The sequence below is a fragment of the Lapidilactobacillus salsurivasis genome, assembly GCF_054785215.1.
In genome coordinates this window covers 88,898-108,425 of record NZ_BAAABI010000006.1, presented here as the reverse complement: position 1 = coordinate 108,425, position 19,528 = coordinate 88,898, and the positions used below count along the sequence as shown (strand labels likewise).

The following is a 19,528-nucleotide window of genomic DNA, read 5'->3' as shown; positions in this document are numbered from 1 at the left end:
ATTTGCGTTTGCTGGTAAAAGTAGATTGGCCGCAGCTTGCGCTGCGCGTGGCGTTGGTGGAGTGCAGATGTGGTGGGGCTCCAGGTCGGGCTGGGGGTGGTGGAACGCGGCGGGCACGATTTTGAGCTTTTCGGAAACCCACCGAAAATCTCAAAACTCGGCCTTATTGTAGGCGATAAATCGCCAACAATAATATCTCGGCTGACTCACTCCCAGCCCGACCTTCCGCCAGACGGATAAACAGCTCACCAACGCCAGAGTGTGAGCCGACCTGGGCAGCTTCTGAGCATTAGCCTAGCAACTATTTTGGAGGCCGGTCTATGCCTCCAGAATAGTTGCTAGGCTAAGCGGAAGAAGCTAGGCCGGCGAACACGTTTCAATGATGTCCACGGCTTGCGCTGCGAAATTCGGGGTGAGCTCGCTGTGGGCGTCACTTTGAGCTTTTCGGAAGAGCGCCGAAAATCTCAAAGCTGAGCCTTGTCCTAGGCGGCAGAGCCGCCAAGGACAATTTCACGGCGATCTCACCCCGAATTTCTCCGCTCCAGCCGCTCAACGTTATAACAGCCGTTTGAGCACTCACGCCGACCAGCGAGCCATGGTCAATTGATGTGAATCCACGCAATTGACGGCCATGGCTAGTGATCATCAGCTTTAAATTGGTGACACCGGCACAGACTGCCTGATGAACAAACCTAGTCTCAGCGAATCAACTGAATCAGTCGGTTTCCCACCCATGGATTGTTTAGGAAACAGGTAAAGATGTTCAACCAATGCAAACTATCCCAACCAACAAATCCGAATCAGTTAGCATCGCCGTACCACCTCAAAAGTGGGCAATTGTTTGTTCTCTAGCTCGCAAAATCACTCCGTCAAATCCTTCGCCTCGATTACAGATAAGCTCAATTCTGCCTAGCAACCGGCTGGGACTGCGCGGCTCAGTGGTGAAATTGTCCTTGGCGGCTTTGCCGCTTAGGACAAGGCTCGATTTGAAGACAAGCCGCGCACTTTGCGGATTGGCTTCAAACGACGCCCACCACGTTCCAGTCCGCATCAGCAGTCCCAGCCGGTTGCGTCCACATCTATACCCAGCATACCTGCAATTAAGCACAGAGCTTTTGGAATCCGTTGATGTTGCCGTACCACCAAAAAAGGGCGATTGTTTTGACCTCAATCTTGCAAAAGCGCTTTGTCAAATCCTTCGCTTCGATTGCAGATGAGCTCAATTCTGCCTAGCAACCGGCTGGGACTGCGCGGCTCAGTGGTGAAATTGTCCTTGGCGGCTTTGCCGCTTAGGACAAGGCTCGATTTGAAGACAATTCCCGCTTTTGGAATTGGCTTCAAACGATGCCCACCACGTTCCAGTCCGCATCAGCAGTCCCAGCCGGTTGCGCTCACGCGCAACACCCACCCAAACCTGCAATCAAGCAGAAACAAAAAAACCACCGCCTAGGCCAGTTGCGGTCTCAGCGATGGTTAGGTTTTTTTCTCAGAATTACGGTGAGGTTAACTTAGTTCGATGGTGTATCCCAGCACCAGCTGATCGCGCGCCGGTAGGGTCAAGTTTCCTTCCTTGCGCAATAAATCAGAGCGGAGACCGCGCTTGTCAGGCAATCCATTCCACAAACCGAAACTGATGGTTTGCCGCGCTGGCGAGATCTGCACCGCGTAATATGGAAAATCATCGGTTCGTAGCGTCAGTTGTTGGTGTTGCGTGGGACTGGTCAATCGCAACGCCTGCATATCCCGGTTGGTCAGAATCAACAGTTGCTCCGCGACTTCTGGTGTTTGCAGCGCCAATTTGCCGCGGTGAAAATAGCGGTTGGGCTGGATCGCGCCGGTGCGAAAGGCGTCTTGGTCTAGCTCGCGCACCAAGGTCAGGGCCTTTTCCGGCGCCAAGATCAATTGGCAATCATGCCAATCAGCGCTCGCCAAATGACAGGTCAGCTCCGTACCTAAGGAGAAGGCCATGGTCACATTCCCCATGTTCATCAAATGATACTGAACTTTGATTCCCGCGGTCAGTAATTGAAAAGTCGCCAGAAAGCGGAAATAGAAAGGATAATTTTTGCGTAGGTTGTCGTTATCGGTCAGTTCAAAGGTAACCTGCGTCTCAGTTTGGCTGTACACCTGCCAGCGGGCATCCTTGGCGAACCCTTGTTGCGGCATTACGTAGGTTTGGTTGCCATAATCATAGCTGTCACCAAAAGAACGACCGATCGCTGGGAAAAGTACCGCCGCGCTCTGCTGATCGACCAGCGGTTTGGCTTGATCAAAGCGCGCCAAACGACTGATCTGAGCGCCAACTTCATTGATTTGGGCGGTCATCGTTTTATTTTTTAATGTGATCATCTTATCACCTGTTTATCTCTTGGAATACCTCCATTATGACACAGGCGCCGAGATTTGAAAGCGATCAACCATCAAAATTTACTTAAAAAAAGCTAACGTTCATTAGGAAAAGATTAAGCGATTCGCCAGCGTTACCAAAACGCGCGCCACATCTAAGTCGATGAGCGCGCGTCGTTTGGACCCAGCGTTAAGTTGGGCTATTTTTCTGTTGTTAAGTTAGGTTATTTTTCTGTTGTAAAGTTGGGTTATTTTTCTGTCGAAAAAATTGGCGTTAGTTGGCCAGATCGGCCCCATTGTTGGCGATGACTTTCTTGTACCAGTAGAAGGAATCCTTCGGCATCCGGTTCAATGTTCCGTGACCAGCGTCGTCGCGATCGACGTAAACAAAACCATAACGTTTCTTCATTTCACCAGTCCCGGCGGAAACCAAGTCGATACAGCCCCACATGGTGTACCCCATCAGGTCAACGCCATCTAGGTCAACGGCCCGTTTCATTGAGCCAATATTCGCTTGGAGATATTTGATCCGATAGTCGTCGTGGACTTTGCCATCTGCGGCGATCTCATCGGCCCAACCAATCCCGTTTTCCACGATCCATAATGGCTTGTGGTAACGATCCGTCAAGGTATTCAATGCTAAGCGCAGAACTTCTGGGTCAGTCGCCCAACCCCAAGCGTTGGTTTCCAAATAAGGATTCTTGATCCCACCTTGGCCGAGATTACCATCGCTTTTCGCGGTTTCCTCATGCGTGGTGACCACGTTGGACCCGTAGCAAGAGAAGCTTAAGAAGTCAGCTGGGTACTGCGCCAACAGGTCATAATCCTCCGGACGATCATCCAAGGTGATACCTTGGCGCTCATAGCGTTTCCACTGATATTCAGGGTAATGGCCGCCGGTTTGCACGTCAGAATAAAACAAGGATTGTTGCATGCCTTCCATCACTTTGATCTGATCTTCCGGATCACACGTGTAGGCGTACAAAGGTCCGTAAGCCAGCATTTGGCCGATTTGGATCGTCGGATCGATCGCGTGCGCGGCCTTAACCACCTTGGCGCTGGCAACCAACTGATTATGAGCCGCTTGCGCCTTATTTTGCGGTGTGCCGTCGATCACGCCACCAGCAACGAATGGCGCGAATTCCATACAGTTGATTTCATTAAAGGTCAACCAATACTTCACTTTACCTTGATAATGCTTGATTACAGTTGTAGCATAATTTTCGAAAAAGCCAATCAATTTGCGGCTGGCCCAACCATTATAGTTGATTGCCAAAGCTAGCGGCGTTTCATAATGGGATAAGGTCACCAAAGGTTCAATATTGTACTTCTTACACTCGTCAAAAACCCGATCGTAGAAATCAAGACCGGCTTGATTAGGTTGCGTTTCTTCACCGGTTGGGAAAATTCGCGCCCAGTTCATGCTGAGCCGGAAAGTCTTGAAGCCCATCTCACCCATCAGGGCAATATCTTCTTGGTAATGATGGTAGAAATCGGTGCCTTCATGACTAGGATAATAATACCCGGCCACATCCGCAGGTACGGTTCCTTCAGGGACGACACGGGTCGGACCGCCCCAACCTGCTGGGTTACTACCGGTCTCGCCGGTCGTTGGATTACGCCAAGTGATGGAACGCGATTTCGTCGCGGAGCCCACGGTCATCACGTCGGAAGTGTTCAACCCCTTGCCGTCTGTCAAATAGGCGCCCTCGTACTGGTTAGCCGCAGTCGCGCCACCCCAGAGAAAATCTTGCTTAAAAGCCATCAAATCATCGCACCTTTCTCGGATCATTTTATTAGCCGATTTACGGCTGTCTACCTGTTTATTGTACCATGTAACCGCGGCGAAGGAAGCGCTGACTCGTCAACTGCGGCGAAAATCACCCGCTTTCCTGTCAAAATTGGACCAGAGTGCGGAACACAACGGGTTGACTTTGAGCATTAACCTAGCTCTTGTTTTGGAAGCGTCCTTTGCTTCCGGAACAAGTGCGTAGTTAAGCGCAGAAGTCAGTTGTGTGGAGCACGTTTCGAGTGCGAGCCGACCCGGGTAGCTCCTGAGCATTAGCCTAGCAAAAAAAGTAGCTTGGCCGCAGCTTGCGCTGCGAAATTCGGGGTGAGCTCGCTGTGGGCGCTGTTTTGAGCCAATCCGCAAAGTACGCGGCTTGTCTCAAAATCAGGCCTTGTCCTAAGCGGCAAAGCCGCCAAGGACAATTTCACGGCAATCTCACCCCGAATTTCTCCGCTCCAGCCGCTCAACGTTATAACAGCCGTTTGAGCACTCACGCCAGCTGGTAAGCTATGGCCAATTGATGGGGAACCACGCAATTGACAACCGTGGTTAGTGGTCACCAGCTTTAAATTGGTGACACCAGCACAGTCTGTCTGATGAACTAAGGCGAGCTCTCGTTGAATCAACTTGATCGGTCAGTTTCCAACCCAAGACCGCTTAGGTAAGTGAGATAAAGTTGCCGGCATTATCCGAGATTTACTGACCTACAAATCTGCATCCGTTGATATTGCAGTACCCCTCAAAAACGGGCAATTGTTTGACCGCTCGCTTGCAGAAGCACTTCATCAAATCGTTCGCTTCAATTGTTTTAGAGGGCAACACTGGAACATATTTTTCTGGGATTTCGGGGCAGTTATTTTCAACTTTTCAAGCTGCGTTGACGCCTTTCCGGGATGTTTTTATAATTTTATATTTTCATCATTCACTATCTTCATCATTCGCTTATATCAAAAAACGACAGCCTAATTTGCCGGCTGTCGTTCCTTTAGCGCTGAGTTGCGCTGGGATTCTCGATTTTGATTGAGTTGGGATCACGGTGTTCGCTGATGCAAACTCGATTTTTCAATTAAATTTTACCCATTTCCCGTAACTTCGCTTCGATTTGGTCCAGGACGATGACGCGATCCTGTTCGTTCTCCACGAAATCGTACTTGTCACCGTCAATGCGGATCTTAGGTGAGTAGTTATAATTCTCATACCAAGGCTCGTAATAATCCAGCAAGGTGTGATAGTACTTGACCAAGGAAGGATCTGTGGTGACTTGTTCGTAAGACCGGCCCCGCTTGGTGATCCGCTTCAACATGGTCTCGTAAGACACGTCGATATGGATCAATAAATCGGGATTCTTCTTGGGCATTCCTTTGATTTCTTCCATCATGTTCGCCAACAGATCCTTGTAGATCTTGACTTCGGTTTGGTTCGCCCGCCCCATATCCGCGTTCATTTGGAAGAACAACGCATCTTCGTAGATCGAGCGGTCCAGAACATTATTGTCCGCCGCCAAGGCCCGTTTGATACTGTGGAAACGGGTATTCAAGAAGTAGATCTGCAAGAGAAAGGCATATTTATTAGGATCTTCGTAGAATAATGGCAAGACCGGATTGTCATCCACACTCTCATAAAAAGCTTCAGTTCCCAAACGTTTCGCAATCAATCCTGTTAATGATGATTTGCCGGCTCCAATGGCCCCACTAAGTACTAAAACTGTCATCACATTCTTTCCATTCTTTTTAGACTTGACCGTCGCGAGTCAGGCGATCCTTATTTTTGACGGCCAATGAGAATTGATGACCAGCCTGCTGACCATCGCGTCAAAAACACCTTATCTATCATACAAAAGCTACGCCCTTTTTTCAAGCAGAAAAATACACTCTCTTGTGTTTAAAATAACTTCGACCCACTAAATGTAGTACAGCAGGGCTGGCCCCGCGCAACTTAATTATCCTGGGAAGCACCAAACTGCCACTCCGCCTTGAATTCGGCGACGAATTGGCGCATGACCGCCGTGCGTTCTTGGGCGATCCGCTTGGCTTCTGGCGTGTTCATTAAATCGCCTAATCGGAAAAGTTTCTCGTAGAAATGGTTGATCACCGGCGTAACTTGGCGATAAGCCGTGTGATCCAAATTTTCCCGCGGTGGTAGTGCTGGGTCGAACATTGGCGCCCCCGTGCTGGCGCCATAATAGAAGGCCCGGCCGATGCCCACCGCACCGATCGCGTCCAAACGGTCAGCGTCTTGGACCAATTGGCCCGCCAACGTCAAAGTCCAATGATTCCGGAGATTTTTCGCGTAAGACATATGGTCAATGATCGCGTAAACCGCCGTCACTTGATCTGAGCTTAAACCAGCCGCGTGATAACAAGCGGTCAACGCCTGGCGCAATTGCTGCAATTGTGCTGAATCGGACACCAGTTTCTCGTCCAACACATCATGGGTCCAGGCCGCCGCCAACACCACGGTTTGGTCAACATCAGGATAAAAACCGACTAAATAATCGCTTAAGTTCACAACACGATGAATATGGGCCAAATCGTGTCCCGAATGATCGCCAGCTGCTTGGGTCGCTACGAACTGGGCGATGCGTTCAATTGTTACCATCTTGATTCCTCCAACCTGACTTCTTGGCGCAATTGGCAACGGACCATCGCGGACCGCCACCAAAAATGCTAAAATAAACTTTAGCATATCTGCGGCGGCAAAGAAAGCTGTTGCTTGCGTTGAGTGTTAAAAGTAAATTGTTCGCAGCTTGCGCTGCGAAATTCGGGGTGAGCTCGCTGTGGGCACTGTTTTGAGCCAATCCGCAAAGTGCGCGGCTTGTCTCAAAATCAGGCCTTGTCCTAAGCGGCAAAGCCGCCAAACGTGTTCGCCAACCTAGCTTCTTCCGCTTAGCTACCCAGGTCGGCTCGCACTCTCAACCATTTCACGGCGATCTCACCCCGAATTTCTCCGCTCCAGCCGCTCAACGTTTTAACAGTCGTTTGAGCACTCACGCCATCTGGCAAGCTATAGTCAATGGATGGGGAACCACACAATTGACGACCGTGGTTAGTGATTACAAGCTTTACATTGGCGACACCAGTGCAGTCTGTCTGATAAGCTATGGCGATTTCTACCGATCTGCCCGGTCTCACCAAAAAATGTTTCAAAGCGGATAAAGATGTTCCTAGCATGCAAAATGTTTTTTTAACATTTTGCGAATGGCCTTAAAATTTCTCGATAATCGCGATTCTTACTTCCGAAATTTGAAGAATTGCAACACTCAACAATAAATAATTAGGTTGGTTTGATGCGTCCATTTATCTCCTATCTCTCTGATTAATTTTGGTTGGCGTATTTAATCGCCGTCTTGAAGGCCGCTATCTCAGTGGTGATCGCATCTTCGCCAAAGTTTAGAAAGAGCATGCAAAATGTCCCAACCGCTAAAACGGATCAATTTCAAAAAATGTTTCAAGAAAGTGACGATTATGAAAAAAAGTCAACGCGCTCAATTGTTTCTCCAAAATAATGCTCACTATTTTAGATGTCCGCTGTGCCAGGAGGGCTTAACCAGTGCCGCGGCTGGTTTGACCTGTGTCAATGGGCATGCTTTCGACCTTTCCAAGAAGGGCACTTTATATTTCTTACCCCATCAAATCAAAACCGACTATGACACGGACATGCTCAGCGCTCGGGGACGTATGATCCAGCGCGGGATTTTCCAGCCTTTGGTGGCGCTCTTGCAGGGTTGGTTACCGGCAAGCAATCCGTTGACCATTGATGTGGGCTGTGGTGAAGGTGGTTTTCTGGCGCAGCTGGGGCAGGCCCGCCCAGCCAGTGAAGCTAAGATTGGTTTTGATATTAGCAAGGACGGCGTTTATTTGGCGACGGGACAACCGTTGGCGAACGCTTTCTGGTGTGTGGCGGATCTGACCAACTTGCCTTTCGCCGCTCAGCAAACCAGCACGATTCTCAATATTTTCTCGCCATCCCACTATCGGGAATTTCAGCGGGTGTTGCGTCCCGACGGTCACCTGCTGAAAGTCATTCCCGAGGCCCACTATCTGCAAGAATTGCGCCAGCATTTCCTACCCGACGACAAGATCGCCTATTCCAATCAGCGCGTGCTCGACCATTTGGCCCAAGAAATGACCATTGACCAGCAAACCCGCTTGACTTACACCTACCAACTTCCAGACGCGGCGGCTTTTGCTGATTTGATGCAAATGTCGCCATTGGAATGGCAAGCCTCCGCCGACCAAAAAGCCGCTTTGGCCGCGCATCCATTCACGGCGATTACGATCGATCTGCGGGTGATCCAAGCTCACTAAAACTTAAGTATGTCGCTTTTAGTTCGGAAAATTCTGATAACTGGACCACACAAAATCGACCTGTTCCCGCAAATGGGACAGGTCGATTTTTTCAATAACTGGTTGAATGACTGGTGGGATAACTTAGTTGAATAACTGGTGCAATAACTGCTGGAATAACTGCTGGCGGCAAGCCGTCATGATTGGCCCTCAGCGAAAAATCGTTTCACCAAAATCAACGGCGAAGTATTCTTGATAACTGGCGGCCGCGGCGGTCTTGAAACAAACCAAATCGACGCGGCGGATGGAACTAGGCTGGCGGCCAAAAGTCCGCAAAACGCTGGCAACTAGGGGGAGGCTCAGCCCGATGGGAAAGCCATAGACCCCTGTACTGATCGCGGGGAAAGCGATGCTGGTCAGTTCTTGGGCCGCGGCTAAGTCCAGACAGCTCTGATAACATTGTTGCAACTGCTGACTGACACGGGCATGGGCCTCTGGACGATAAATCGGGCCAACTGTATGAATGATGAATTTCGCCGGTAAGTCGAAGCCTGGCGTTAGCACCGCCGCACCAACAGCCAAGGGCCCTAAACTGCGCTGCAAAGGCGCTAGCCGCGGACCCGCCGCCAAATTAATGGCGCCGTCGACCCCACCGCCTGGATTCATCGCCGGATTGGCCGCGTTTACGATCGCGTCCGCATGAACCTGGGTCAGATCGCCTTGATAGACGCGAAGCTCAAGTTGGCCGGTTGTCAAAACCAGCGCCTCAGTCATTCCCACCTGCCTGGGCGTCTGTGTCCGCCGCGGCAGCCGGATCGGCCGCGGCGGGATCAGCGCTAACTGACGCAGCATCGGAAGTCGGTGCCGCTTCATCTTCCAAACGTTTTTGTCCGGTCAATTGTTGGATTTTGGTAATATCTTGGGTCACTTCTAAGCACCCGGCGTATTGCCCTTGCTCATCATGAACGGCAAAATAGCGAATATAGACCCGGCGACCACGGAAATCGATCCAGAAATCGGCATGATCCCGCACACCGTCGTGGAAATCTGAAAGAATTTTCAAAACCCGATCGGCGCTTTTTGGCGGATGGCAATTGACCACTGCCCGGCCCACCACTGCTTTAGTCCGCGGGAAAACCCGATCGCCATCATCGGAGAACCAAGCGACCTGGTCATTTGCGTCCACAAAGGTCAGATCAAGCGGGAGCACTTTGAAAATCCCCGTCAACTGGGCCAGATCCAAGGTGCCATTGTTGAAAGCGACTTGGGCGAAACCTTGGGCGCTCAACAATAAATGCGTCGGTTGATAATCGCCGCTTAGATCACGGGCGCCAGCGGTTGGCCCGGTTGATGCTGATGACGCTGATGGCGCCGGGGCCGGAGCGGCCACAGGTGCCGTGGTTGGTGGTGTCGGTGGCGTGGTCGCGGTTGGCGCTGCTGCTTGTGTCGGGGCGCCGATCTGCGTTTTAAATTCATTGACCTTGTAATTTTTGACCTGCGGATCGATCTTGGGCCGGTTGGGATTCGTTTGCGCAGCCAGCGCTTGCGCCATCTCATTCAATTCATTCGCAATCTTCGAATCCACTTGAGGTGTGGCCGTGGCCAGCTGCGCCGCGGTCGGTCGCCAAGGCAATGGTGGCGCGATCAAGGTGTAGCCGATCGGATCACTTTCGGCCGCGATCAACCCCCAGTCCGCCACGGTGAAGACCTCATTGACCATGGGCACCATGATTTCTTCTTCCTTGAAGATCATCTCTTTGATTTCTTTGTTGGCCGCTTCGATCGCCTGTTCAATAACATATTTATCCGGCAATGGCGCCGCGTTGACCAACTGATTCGCTTGCTTGATCAAGTCCCGGATCTGATCATCCACGCCCCACATGACCTTCGGCGGCGCAGTGATTCCATACTTATCCATCAATGGGAAAATCAAGTTTTCTTTGCGCGTATAATGACGGTCGATCGTCGCTAAATCCGCCAAAGCCCGGCGCATCCGTTCTAAATACAGTTCATCCGTCCCGGATTGTTGCCACTTCTTCAAACAAGGCAACAATTCATCCTTGAGCAATGACCCGATGATCAAGTTCTCCAATTTCAAAACTTGGACCGGATGACCTGGTTGTTCTTGATCCGGTGTTTCTGTCTGGTCGTCCGTGATTTTGCCCTTGAAAACCGCGGCATGAACGTTACACAAATGTTGGATCTCCATCGGGTTCAATCCCCTGGCCACCCATTTACTGATATTAACCAGTAATCACGCAGCGTTAAAACGCCGTGGTTGCTGGTTTTTTGTTCCCCCTCGATATCATTGATTCTCAGAAATCACCACCAGATGACCGTCAATTTGACCGTCACGAAATCAGAAATCAAGATAATGCGCTAACTTATTTGCGACCTCTTTATTTTGATTTTTGGTGACGTGCGTATAAATATTTAACGTCGTTGCCACATCCGCATGACCGAGTCTCATCTGAACTTCCTTGATCGTTGCACCTGCAGAAAATAGCGCCGAACAATGCGAATGCCTAAAACCATGCACAGTCACTTTGGTCAAGTTATGTGCGACCCGAATTGACTTAAGCCACTTTGCCGGTGTATTCAAAGACTTATAACCATTTTTGTTATTTGCAAAGATCAATTGATTAGGCTGGAGTGTGTTAAATCCTAACATCAAATATTTACGTTTCTGAATCGTCTTCCATTCTTTAAGATCATTGAGCGTTTTAGGATCTAAATCAATGGTACGCCTTGAATTTCTCGTCTTCGGCGCCTGAATGATCTGTCTACCCTTTTCGCCTTGTGTCAGCGTCTTATTGATCCGCATCGTACTGTCTTTAAATGAGATATCATTCCATGTCAACGCTAGAGCTTCGCCACGACGCACGCCACAGAAGGCGTATACTCTAAATAAGGTGTACTTCTCCATTTCCAACGTTGGATCAAGATAACTAAAAAATTCAGCCAACTGGTCTTTGTCCCAGAAATTTTCAAACTTATCTCCTGCAGACTCACGTTTCTTTGGTACTGTAATCAGTTTGGCAACATTCTTTTCAAGATAGCCATGCTTGATGGCAAATTCGAAAACATCGACGACATAATTGTACCAACGCTTGTAGTTGCGCGCCGCAATTTTAAACCAATCATTGACTGCCCTTTGTATTTGTGCAATTGTGATTGTTCTGATTCGATATTTCCCTAAGGCCGGTAAGATATGATTATCAAACATACCCGCCGTTCTATTCCAAGTACTCTCACCGACCGTATTTACATAGGCTTGATACCATTGCTCATAGACCGTCTGAAAACTAATATTGTTATCTTTCACGATAGCGCCACGCGAGGCCTCTAATTCCAATCTAGACGCCGCAAGCGAGGCTTCTTTTTTTGTGTTGAAACCTCTGCGAACAGTATGCTTAGGTTTCCCAGTTTGCAGATCAGTTCCTAAATAAATATCAAATTTCCAGAGCTTTTTACCTTGCTTCGTTTCATATTGCTTATATGATGCCATATCTATCAACCTTCCATAGCTAAAGCGCTGTCGAGGCGTGCTATGTATAGAAAGGTAGGTTTAATAACGTTTCAAAAAAATTAAATCATAATTTATTTTCTTCGATGAATTTCTTTGTATCAAGCGTCATTGATGTTAATCTCGAGAAACCCGCTTGTTGAAACCATATCTCTTTAAGAATCTCTTTTTGAAACAGAAAGCTCAGAGGTAGTTCCTCACCAAAGTGTTCTTCAAGTTCTTCTGCCTCTTTTAAGCAATCGTACTTTTTGGTCGTTGTATTAAAAAAGAAAAAACGTTCATTCATCCGACTATTTTTCGTCATATCATAAGCAATCAGATGAAGTGGTGCCTTCATATTCACATTTATGTCTGGTAAATGTTCATTGAAGGCTTCAACTATTGCAGGATCAGTTGTAATTAATTTGATAAACAAATTAAGATCAAATGGTTGAAATGTAAAGGGCATAATATGAACAATATTTCGTTTAACATCAACTGATAAAAAATAATCTATCTGTTTTTCATATCTGGACATAGAAATATAAGTGCTGTGCAAACTAGTCTTCAAATAAAAAATCGGTTCAACCTTTGAATTTAATGTCTCAATATATTTAGTGATTTGTAAAACGGTATACAAATCATTTTCATAACTAAAATCATTGGAGATTATCGCTTCTGTAAGTTCCCTGTATTGTTTGCTCGTTAGTTCAACGTTGGGAAAATGCAATCCTACTAGTTTCTTAATATATTCCTTTGGAGATCCATAGAGAATCTCGTCTATCGAAACTTTCCCTAAAAGTGCAATTTTCTTTAGCATATTCTCTTTTGGAATTGCTAGCCCACGTTCCCAACTATTTACTGTACTCTTCTTTGAATCAATCAAAATGCTAAAGTCGTTCATACTGTAATTGAGTTTCTCACGAATGGCACGAATGCGATTACCTACCTCAATCTTATCAACGTTCATTAGTATCCTCCTTCCTACAAACGTAACGTGTTAATTATTGACTATTATAGCATAGCATTCTGTTTAATCATACAAAACAGAAAATAATGATCGTATTAAGAAATGAGTTATTTTGCTTGACAATCTTTATTATCCCGATGTAAAATAAAAATGTTAATAATCGTGTTATTTTAAAGTGAATTAACCGATACATCAGGGATTATTTGTTAATACTAAAAGTATTAATTTATACACACAGGGGGGATGATCCAAATGGCCAGCGAGATGAAATTTGCACTTCCAGATGAAGTACAAGCAGAAATTAGTTTGATGTTCATCAAATCAGCACAACAAGCGTTCCAAGCTTTGATCCAGCAACAAGCTTATCCGCAGTACCTGAACCAGAAACAAGCGGCAGATTACCTAAGCATTTCCGTGACCAGTTTTAAAAAACTCAATATTCCTAGAGTGTCTCTAGAAAATATTGAGCGGTATGACAAAGCAACATTAGATCAGTATTGTAAAGCACACGAGTTCTAAAAATAAGCAAAGCGCTGTCGAGGCGAGCAATGCAAGCAACACCTATCTTAATTATCGTTTGATTCAGCGGTTGATCGCCAGCGTTCAATTGTTGAGCTGAGACGGTAAGTCCTTAGTCTCAATCGATCTTTGACAACTAAATAAAAAAGGCATTTAAGCCGAATTGACGACTCAAACACCTAGGATAATAACTGACACTATCATTCTAGTCGATACTGAGAATTAGTCAAGACGCATTCGCCGCGGGTTGCGAGTACCATTAAGAAAAACGTAGAGTTCAGGGTGTTTAGTACACACACTGGCCGTGCTGTATAAAAAACTGCATGCTATACCGTTGAAACGGTTGATCGGTTAAGACACCTACATCTATGAATAAGATCCATCTACATAGACGAAGCGCGATGATATGAGCGGAGCGATTCATCAATTCAGAGCAAGAAAGAAGCGAGGTTATGGATTTTGATACGGTAAAATTTAATGTTGAAAAAACATTGGGAAAACTCACTTTTCGCAATGCCACCCCAGCATTAGATCAATACGATAATCAGTCTGAACGCGGACGATCAATCAAAATTTTAAAATATCGATGTTACGAACTCGGATCAGAAGTACAAGCAGGTGCCACTCACGTTTTTATCTCAAATCGCGCGAATAAAATTAGTGATCTCAACTTTGATAAGCCGTGTGAACTTGTCAATCCAACAATACAAGTTAGATCATTGATTGATCGTTATCAAAGCGAAGACGGCGATACTTGCTATAAAGCTAAATCGCTATTGATCATCATTGCCAATGATCTCAAGTTTACGGAGGAAAGCTAATGACAACCACCTTTGGGATTGATCCAAAAAAGTTTTATCCAGAGATTGATGAAACGCTTGGAAGAATAGAATTTCAGAAAGTGCTTACCGAGTATCACCCTGAAGATTTGACTGGTGACATCGACCCAGATGAAGTTGAGTCAACACGAATTGAATTATATAGTCAGAACTTTCATGGTGCCGTGATCGTCACCCTCGTTGGTAGATTAGAAGGCAACTTTGTTTTCGGAGATGAAGTGACCTTGATCGGCGCTGAGTTTAATCCTTTTTCTATCCTCCCTGATCCGACTAGAAAAGAAGTCGATAACTTCTTTCAAATCAAAATCACTGGCTTAAGAAAAGTGGACGGCCAAGAAAAAAGCTAGTGGCGCGTAACACAGACGGGAGCAGGTATCCTGCGGACAGTGCCGGCGGTAGCTTAAGGCACGTGTCGGTGTAGTGGACGGAAATGTATCATTTTCGGGAGCGTTAGCGACTCGGCGGCGAATGCCGCCGCCTTCAACCCCCAACTGTAACACGGGGGTTGAAATCAAGAAAAGCAAGTAAAATTGACGTATAAATACCGTTATATCAACGTTAATCGCTGTCACAAAAACAATTAAAAAATGTGTCAAGCAAAGCTAAAAAATCAAAGAAAGCGAAGTGCCAACAATGAGAGAACTCGAAAATATCCCCCTGAATCAAGCACTAAAAACCTATCGTAAACGCAACCGCCTTTCACAACAGGCTTTAGCAGATATTCTTAATATTGAACGTTCAACATTATCCCGTTACGAAAAAGGCACTCGCCTACCAACTGGAGAGGTCTTAAAAAAAATCACACAGTTCATGCCCTGGTTGATCAATCATGGTAACCCACTAGACTCAATCTTTGACTACATCAAAGTTCGCTTTAATAATCTACAGCCGGACGAAGTGATCAAGAAGATTTTAAATTTGCGACCGAAATTCTTTGTCGCCGAAGAATATGGAATGCCTTTCTATCCACAGATACTTAGTTATGGGAGTATCAGAGTGTTATCTGATCCAAATAAAGCCTCACAAGGTGTGATTATTGAGCTAACTGGACAAGGTTGTCGCGAATATGAGCAAGTATTCGGTGAAGATGGTTTAGAATGGACGAGTTTCTTCGCGGTCTGCTTGCACAACAACGGTGTTTTCAAACGGATCGATATCGCCATCAATGATTATCTGCCGATCCTTAATATCCCCGATGTGATCAAACGTGTTAAACAAGGAAATTTCAGTAGTCAGTTTAAAAAATATAGTGGCAACTTCTCTGGATTTACGCCAAGTGATGATAATGATGACATTGCCTACACCGCTGGCGAAACTATTTACTTCGGCACACCAAAATCAAACCTTCGTATTGTCTTTTATGAAAAAGATCAGGAGCAGGCGAATAAATATAATCAGTTGCCCGAAGATGAAGCCATCAAGAATCGCTATGAAGTTCGTTTCAAAAATGATTATGCGGAAGATATTGCGGTTAAGTTCTTAGAATGTGCAGATAACATGTGGTTAGTCCTCGGCGTGATCGACCATTACCTCACCCTATTGGATCGGCCGAAACAAACTAATATTCCTAGAAGTGAATGGCAAGCTTCGCAGGACTGGTTGGATCTCCTTAACGACGCAGAAGAAGTTAAACTCGTTCTGAAGCCACGAGAATATAATTATCAAAGATCGTTTAACGCGTTGACGCATCAATTCAGCTCAACAATCGCAACGACACGTGAAGCCGATAAAGCAACAGGCACCGTCTTATTAGATACTTTGGTCAACAAATCAGAGATGAAGCCACGACAAAAGAAGATGCTCGCGGCAATGTTAGCAACACGCGATGAAGTCATTGAAGATAAGGATTGGCACGTAAAAGAAAACTAGTTGTGATTATTACGTCCGTACGACAAAATGAAAAGATATGTTTTCGATAAATAGAAGTTAAGTGTTAAACGGAATCAAAAAATCACATTCATCAATTTGAATGTGATTACATAAATCTCCCTAATCTTATTCAGTTATTCGCAGACCGATTCAAGGACTGGTAGAAACAGTCTAAAAGCAAGCCGCACCAACAGAAAACATTTGAGACTTATCAGGGAAAACACATAGATAATTCCATTGATGTGAATCTCCGATAACGCTTTACATATCCTGCTTAAAAAGGTCACTCACATCAATATCAATTTCTTTCAAATAACGCTCAGCTTTACTCAAAGCGACATCGTCACCATTAAATTTCGCAAATGTGTAAGCCTGCAATAAATGGAGACTGGCTGGTGCAGTCCACTTACTAGCCTGATTTTTGATCTATGCAGCTAGGGCTACAGAGATGGACGGAAATAAGGCGATGTGAATTAGACTAACTCGTCTCAAAAAGTAACCAACGTCCAGCCTATGAGGACAACCTTGAGGCACAACAAAGGCTCCTAGCTAAATCATGAAAGTTCATATTAGCCTTAATCCCATGTCGCCGTAAGTTATTTTTACCCAAAATTAAACACAAGCAACTACTTGAAGTATACTTGAGTCGTCTAAACCACAAATACAACAAGGAGTGCTTGTGCTATGGCTAGTATACCTCAAGATCAAACGAAAAAACGCGGGTTTAAAATTATTCGCAAATTGCAATAGTAAGTTAGCCAGTGCCGATAAAGCACACAGACGAAAGGGCTCATGGGAGTTCCAGGTGGATCAGGATTAGGCGGCTCGGCCTTTGCGCGCACGTGCTAATTCCTTTCGAAATACTTCAGCTGGTGTACAGAACTTAAGTAAGCGGCGCGGGAGATGGTTGAGCCGAGATTCAGCTTGACGGACCAGACTGGGTGTAGCTAGATCGAGTGATTGCCCCTTAGGAAAGTAACGTCTGAGTATACGATTGTGGACCTCATTAGTGGCGCGTTCGGCCGAGCTATAAGGGTGGGCATAATAAGTCTCGGCAACACCCTCAAGCGCAGCCGTTAGCGTGGTGAACTCTGTTCCGTTATCCGCTGTAACTGTCCGCATAACGTCACCGAATTCAGCCGTAATATTTTGCATGGCATAAGCCACAGATTCGGCGTCTTTACCCTCGATCAAGCGGACAATCTCATAGCGCGTTTTACGTTCGGTAAACGTTAATAGGACACTCTCGCTACCAGCACGTTTGCCAATGACAGTATCGATCTCAAAATGACCAAACTCGTGGCGCGTTTCTACTCGCTTTGGCCGTTCTTCAATACTACGACCGAGTAGGCGCTGATGTTGGTGCGAGTGGTGTTGGGTCGTCCGGCGTTTTGTTTTTTCCAGCAGATCAAGGTTACGGATCTCCAATAGTTGCGCATCGATATAGTTGTACAAAGTCTTCGTACAGACCATTTTGGCCGGCTTAAATAACCGGTGCTTACGGGCATAACCAACAGCAGCGTCCGGCGACCAGCCCTCATGGCAGAACTTATCATCAAAGTAGGCTAAGAAGGCCGTCACTTGGCTAAATTTTAATGGACGTCCACAGTTTTGCCGCTTTATTTCATAGCGATTCTGAGCGGCTTCAGGGCTGTAAATTTCAAAGTAGTGTTTCTGATTATTAACGCGTTTAACTTGCGTGACTCGACCACGCTTGAGCTCATTATTGACGGTCTGGTGGCAGACGCCTAATCGAATCGCTATTTGCCGTGCTGAGCATCCTTCAATGTGCCAAGCGGCGATTTGACCGCGTTCGATTTCCGATAAATGGTGACCTTTTGGGCGTGGTGTGATAGACTGTTCTTGCATCAAGACGAAAACTTCTTTCATTGTTTGTTGTAGGAACTTCAATGATACCTGAATTTTTCGTCTTGGTGTCTTTTTTTTACCATTTTGGCTGGGTGGCTAACTTAATTATAAAACGCGCGGTTTAAAATTATTTCTCAATTTTGTCAGTTAGTTCATTTACCCAACTTGGTGCACCGGCTAAATGATTGTCGGCACTCCGATGTTTCTTTAGGCCCTGTATTGGTTTGGGTGTTGAAAACAATTTTCCAGCGTCAAACACTCTATCGTGCCGAAGCACCGACTTTTTGCACTAAGCGCACGATTTACAACATGCTCGATGACGGTCGAATTAATTGGCAACGCCTAAGCTGTCAGCTAGCACAGCGGGTAATTGCTAGTTTGACTAAACGATTAGATGCACGCCATAGTGGCGCCTTAATCGTCGATGATACACTGATCCCACGCCTAAGCGCAAAGCAAACTGAATTGTTGGCGAACACCTTTGACCACGATAAAAGTCGCCATCTGACTGGCTTTCGTGGACTGACCATTGCTTGGAGTAACGGTCAATTGGTCCTACCAGTGACAACGGCCGTTTTATCATCCAAAAAAGCCTCAAATCGCGTTAGGGCACCAGCGTCAACGCTGGATTGGCGGACGCTATCTGGACAGCGACGGGCTCAAGCTATGCAAGAAATGCCAACTGTTAGCCTGGCCTTAATCAAACAAGCACTGGCCAACGGGATCAAGGCAAAATATGTCCTTTTTGATAGTTGGTTTACGTCATCTAAGCTACTGCTGGCACTTAAACGCCTTGGTCTAGTCGGTGTGGGTATGCTCAAACGGACCAAGAAAAGCTACTTTCGTTATTGGAGCCGAGAATACACGATTCCTGATCTGTATCGCCACTTACGCCGGTCAAACCGGCAAACGCACACACACTATCTGTACAGTTGTATTGTTAAGGCTGAACGGTCAGGTGTTGAGTTACCGATAAAATTAGTTTTCGTGACTAAAGCTCATCGAGGCAATGATTATTTAGTACTAGCGACCACTGATACGACCTTAACACCGACCAAAATCATTGGCCTCTATACACGGCGATGGCAGATCGAGAATTATTTTCGGGCAGCTAAGCAATATCTTCGTCTAGCTACCGTGCGGTTCCAAGATTACGATGGCCTTTGTGCGCATATGGCAATCACGATGATGGCTTACGATCTGTTGGCGTGGCAACAACGACATCAACCAAATGACCAAACATTGGGTGATATTTTCCATAATTTGAATACATTACTGCCAGTATTAGATTTGACGCTGGCGGTAACACAATTGCTCGATGGCTTATCCGATATGGTTCAAGCCGAGCCAAAAATTAGTACGCGCGTTACTACCTTGATTAATAATTTGTTTAACCAGTTAACGCCACAAGTTGGCACAATAATTGGCGCAGAACTGACGGACATTGGTATCTAATTTTATCGGTCTGATACCTAGTGTGACAAGGAATCAAGCTTGATTTGGGCTTTCATGATTTAGCTCCTAGCATCATTCCTA

General features: G+C 46.3%; 20 protein-coding genes and 1 pseudogene. 6 read left to right on the top strand and 15 right to left on the bottom strand.

Going from position 1 to position 19,528, the window contains the following annotated elements; genetic code table 11:
- Nucleotides 1-430: 430 nt before the first annotated feature.
- The 10 genes from ACYVSB_RS08730 to ACYVSB_RS08685 form a co-directional block, all read right to left on the bottom strand.
- Nucleotides 431-646, bottom strand: coding sequence for a hypothetical protein (locus ACYVSB_RS08730; RefSeq protein WP_125596601.1), 216 nt, complete (start codon nucleotides 644-646; stop codon nucleotides 431-433).
- Nucleotides 647-823: 177 nt separating this feature from the next.
- Nucleotides 824-1,051 (bottom strand): hypothetical protein, encoded by a 228-nt coding sequence (locus ACYVSB_RS08725; RefSeq protein ID WP_461219130.1) that lies wholly within the window; start codon nucleotides 1,049-1,051, stop codon nucleotides 824-826.
- 116 nt (nucleotides 1,052-1,167) lie between these two features.
- On the bottom strand, nucleotides 1,168-1,341 hold the full coding sequence (locus tag ACYVSB_RS08720; protein ID WP_164511056.1) for a hypothetical protein: 174 nt from the start codon (nucleotides 1,339-1,341) through the stop codon (nucleotides 1,168-1,170).
- Between the two features lie 162 nt (nucleotides 1,342-1,503).
- A complete protein-coding gene (locus ACYVSB_RS08715; RefSeq protein WP_125596607.1) occupies nucleotides 1,504-2,349 on the bottom strand; it encodes an aldose epimerase family protein in 846 nt (281 codons plus the stop codon).
- A 271-nt stretch (nucleotides 2,350-2,620) separates the two neighbouring features.
- Entirely contained in the window at nucleotides 2,621-4,111 is a 1,491-nt protein-coding gene (locus ACYVSB_RS08710; RefSeq protein WP_461219129.1) for a glycoside hydrolase family 1 protein, read from the bottom strand.
- A gap of 296 nt (nucleotides 4,112-4,407) precedes the next feature.
- Nucleotides 4,408-4,761 (bottom strand): hypothetical protein, encoded by a 354-nt coding sequence (locus ACYVSB_RS08705; protein ID WP_125596611.1) that lies wholly within the window; start codon nucleotides 4,759-4,761, stop codon nucleotides 4,408-4,410.
- Nucleotides 4,762-5,201: 440 nt separating this feature from the next.
- Nucleotides 5,202-5,846: a deoxynucleoside kinase gene (locus tag ACYVSB_RS08700; protein WP_125596614.1), complete on the bottom strand. Its 645-nt coding sequence runs from the start codon at nucleotides 5,844-5,846 to the stop codon at nucleotides 5,202-5,204.
- Nucleotides 5,847-6,070: 224 nt separating this feature from the next.
- Nucleotides 6,071-6,733, bottom strand: a complete 663-nt coding sequence (locus ACYVSB_RS08695; protein ID WP_125596617.1) for an HD domain-containing protein — start codon at nucleotides 6,731-6,733, stop codon at nucleotides 6,071-6,073.
- Nucleotides 6,720-6,992, bottom strand: a complete 273-nt coding sequence (locus ACYVSB_RS08690) for a hypothetical protein (RefSeq protein ID WP_125596620.1) — start codon at nucleotides 6,990-6,992, stop codon at nucleotides 6,720-6,722. The genes ACYVSB_RS08695 and ACYVSB_RS08690 overlap by 14 nt, the downstream gene beginning before the upstream one ends.
- A gap of 28 nt (nucleotides 6,993-7,020) precedes the next feature.
- The gene (locus ACYVSB_RS08685) at nucleotides 7,021-7,281 is read right to left on the bottom strand and encodes a hypothetical protein (RefSeq protein ID WP_125596622.1); all 261 of its coding nucleotides are present in this window, start codon (nucleotides 7,279-7,281) and stop codon (nucleotides 7,021-7,023) included.
- 315 nt (nucleotides 7,282-7,596) lie between these two features.
- Here ACYVSB_RS08685 and ACYVSB_RS08680 point away from each other — a divergent pair, with 315 nt between their 5' ends.
- Complete coding sequence (locus tag ACYVSB_RS08680) at nucleotides 7,597-8,442, top strand: putative RNA methyltransferase (protein WP_125596975.1); 846 nt, start codon at nucleotides 7,597-7,599, stop codon at nucleotides 8,440-8,442.
- A gap of 189 nt (nucleotides 8,443-8,631) precedes the next feature.
- Here the strand turns inward: ACYVSB_RS08680 and ACYVSB_RS08675 are convergent, their stop codons facing one another.
- From ACYVSB_RS08675 to ACYVSB_RS08660, 4 genes and pseudogenes are all read right to left on the bottom strand, one after another.
- Nucleotides 8,632-9,195, bottom strand: a complete 564-nt coding sequence (locus ACYVSB_RS08675) for a macro domain-containing protein (protein ID WP_164511057.1) — start codon at nucleotides 9,193-9,195, stop codon at nucleotides 8,632-8,634.
- Between the two features lie 103 nt (nucleotides 9,196-9,298).
- Nucleotides 9,299-10,651, bottom strand: a pseudogene (locus ACYVSB_RS08670) (DUF438 domain-containing protein); the annotation flags it as partial.
- Between the two features lie 129 nt (nucleotides 10,652-10,780).
- On the bottom strand, nucleotides 10,781-11,929 hold the full coding sequence (locus ACYVSB_RS08665) for a site-specific integrase (RefSeq protein ID WP_057824518.1): 1,149 nt from the start codon (nucleotides 11,927-11,929) through the stop codon (nucleotides 10,781-10,783).
- Between the two features lie 85 nt (nucleotides 11,930-12,014).
- Nucleotides 12,015-12,896 (bottom strand): helix-turn-helix domain-containing protein, encoded by an 882-nt coding sequence (locus ACYVSB_RS08660; RefSeq protein ID WP_057824520.1) that lies wholly within the window; start codon nucleotides 12,894-12,896, stop codon nucleotides 12,015-12,017.
- A 252-nt stretch (nucleotides 12,897-13,148) separates the two neighbouring features.
- Here ACYVSB_RS08660 and ACYVSB_RS08655 point away from each other — a divergent pair, with 252 nt between their 5' ends.
- From ACYVSB_RS08655 to ACYVSB_RS08640, 4 genes are all read left to right on the top strand, one after another.
- The gene (locus tag ACYVSB_RS08655; protein ID WP_057824523.1) at nucleotides 13,149-13,415 is read left to right on the top strand and encodes a hypothetical protein; all 267 of its coding nucleotides are present in this window, start codon (nucleotides 13,149-13,151) and stop codon (nucleotides 13,413-13,415) included.
- A 452-nt stretch (nucleotides 13,416-13,867) separates the two neighbouring features.
- Nucleotides 13,868-14,236 carry a DUF961 family protein gene (locus ACYVSB_RS08650; protein ID WP_057824525.1) on the top strand — a complete coding sequence of 123 codons (369 nt, stop codon included), beginning with the start codon at nucleotides 13,868-13,870 and terminating at the stop codon, nucleotides 14,234-14,236.
- Nucleotides 14,236-14,601 carry a hypothetical protein gene (locus ACYVSB_RS08645; protein WP_057824527.1) on the top strand — a complete coding sequence of 122 codons (366 nt, stop codon included), beginning with the start codon at nucleotides 14,236-14,238 and terminating at the stop codon, nucleotides 14,599-14,601. The genes ACYVSB_RS08650 and ACYVSB_RS08645 overlap by 1 nt, the downstream gene beginning before the upstream one ends.
- Nucleotides 14,602-14,887: 286 nt before the next feature.
- Nucleotides 14,888-16,123 (top strand): XRE family transcriptional regulator, encoded by a 1,236-nt coding sequence (locus tag ACYVSB_RS08640; RefSeq protein WP_057824529.1) that lies wholly within the window; start codon nucleotides 14,888-14,890, stop codon nucleotides 16,121-16,123.
- Nucleotides 16,124-16,939: 816 nt separating this feature from the next.
- Here ACYVSB_RS08640 and ACYVSB_RS08635 read toward each other — a convergent pair.
- On the bottom strand, nucleotides 16,940-18,013 hold the full coding sequence (locus tag ACYVSB_RS08635) for an IS30 family transposase (protein WP_029507734.1): 1,074 nt from the start codon (nucleotides 18,011-18,013) through the stop codon (nucleotides 16,940-16,942).
- Between the two features lie 105 nt (nucleotides 18,014-18,118).
- Between ACYVSB_RS08635 and ACYVSB_RS08630 the strand changes: the two genes are divergently transcribed.
- On the top strand, nucleotides 18,119-19,447 hold the full coding sequence (locus ACYVSB_RS08630; RefSeq protein ID WP_157051236.1) for an IS4 family transposase: 1,329 nt from the start codon (nucleotides 18,119-18,121) through the stop codon (nucleotides 19,445-19,447).
- Nucleotides 19,448-19,528 lie beyond the last annotated feature (81 nt).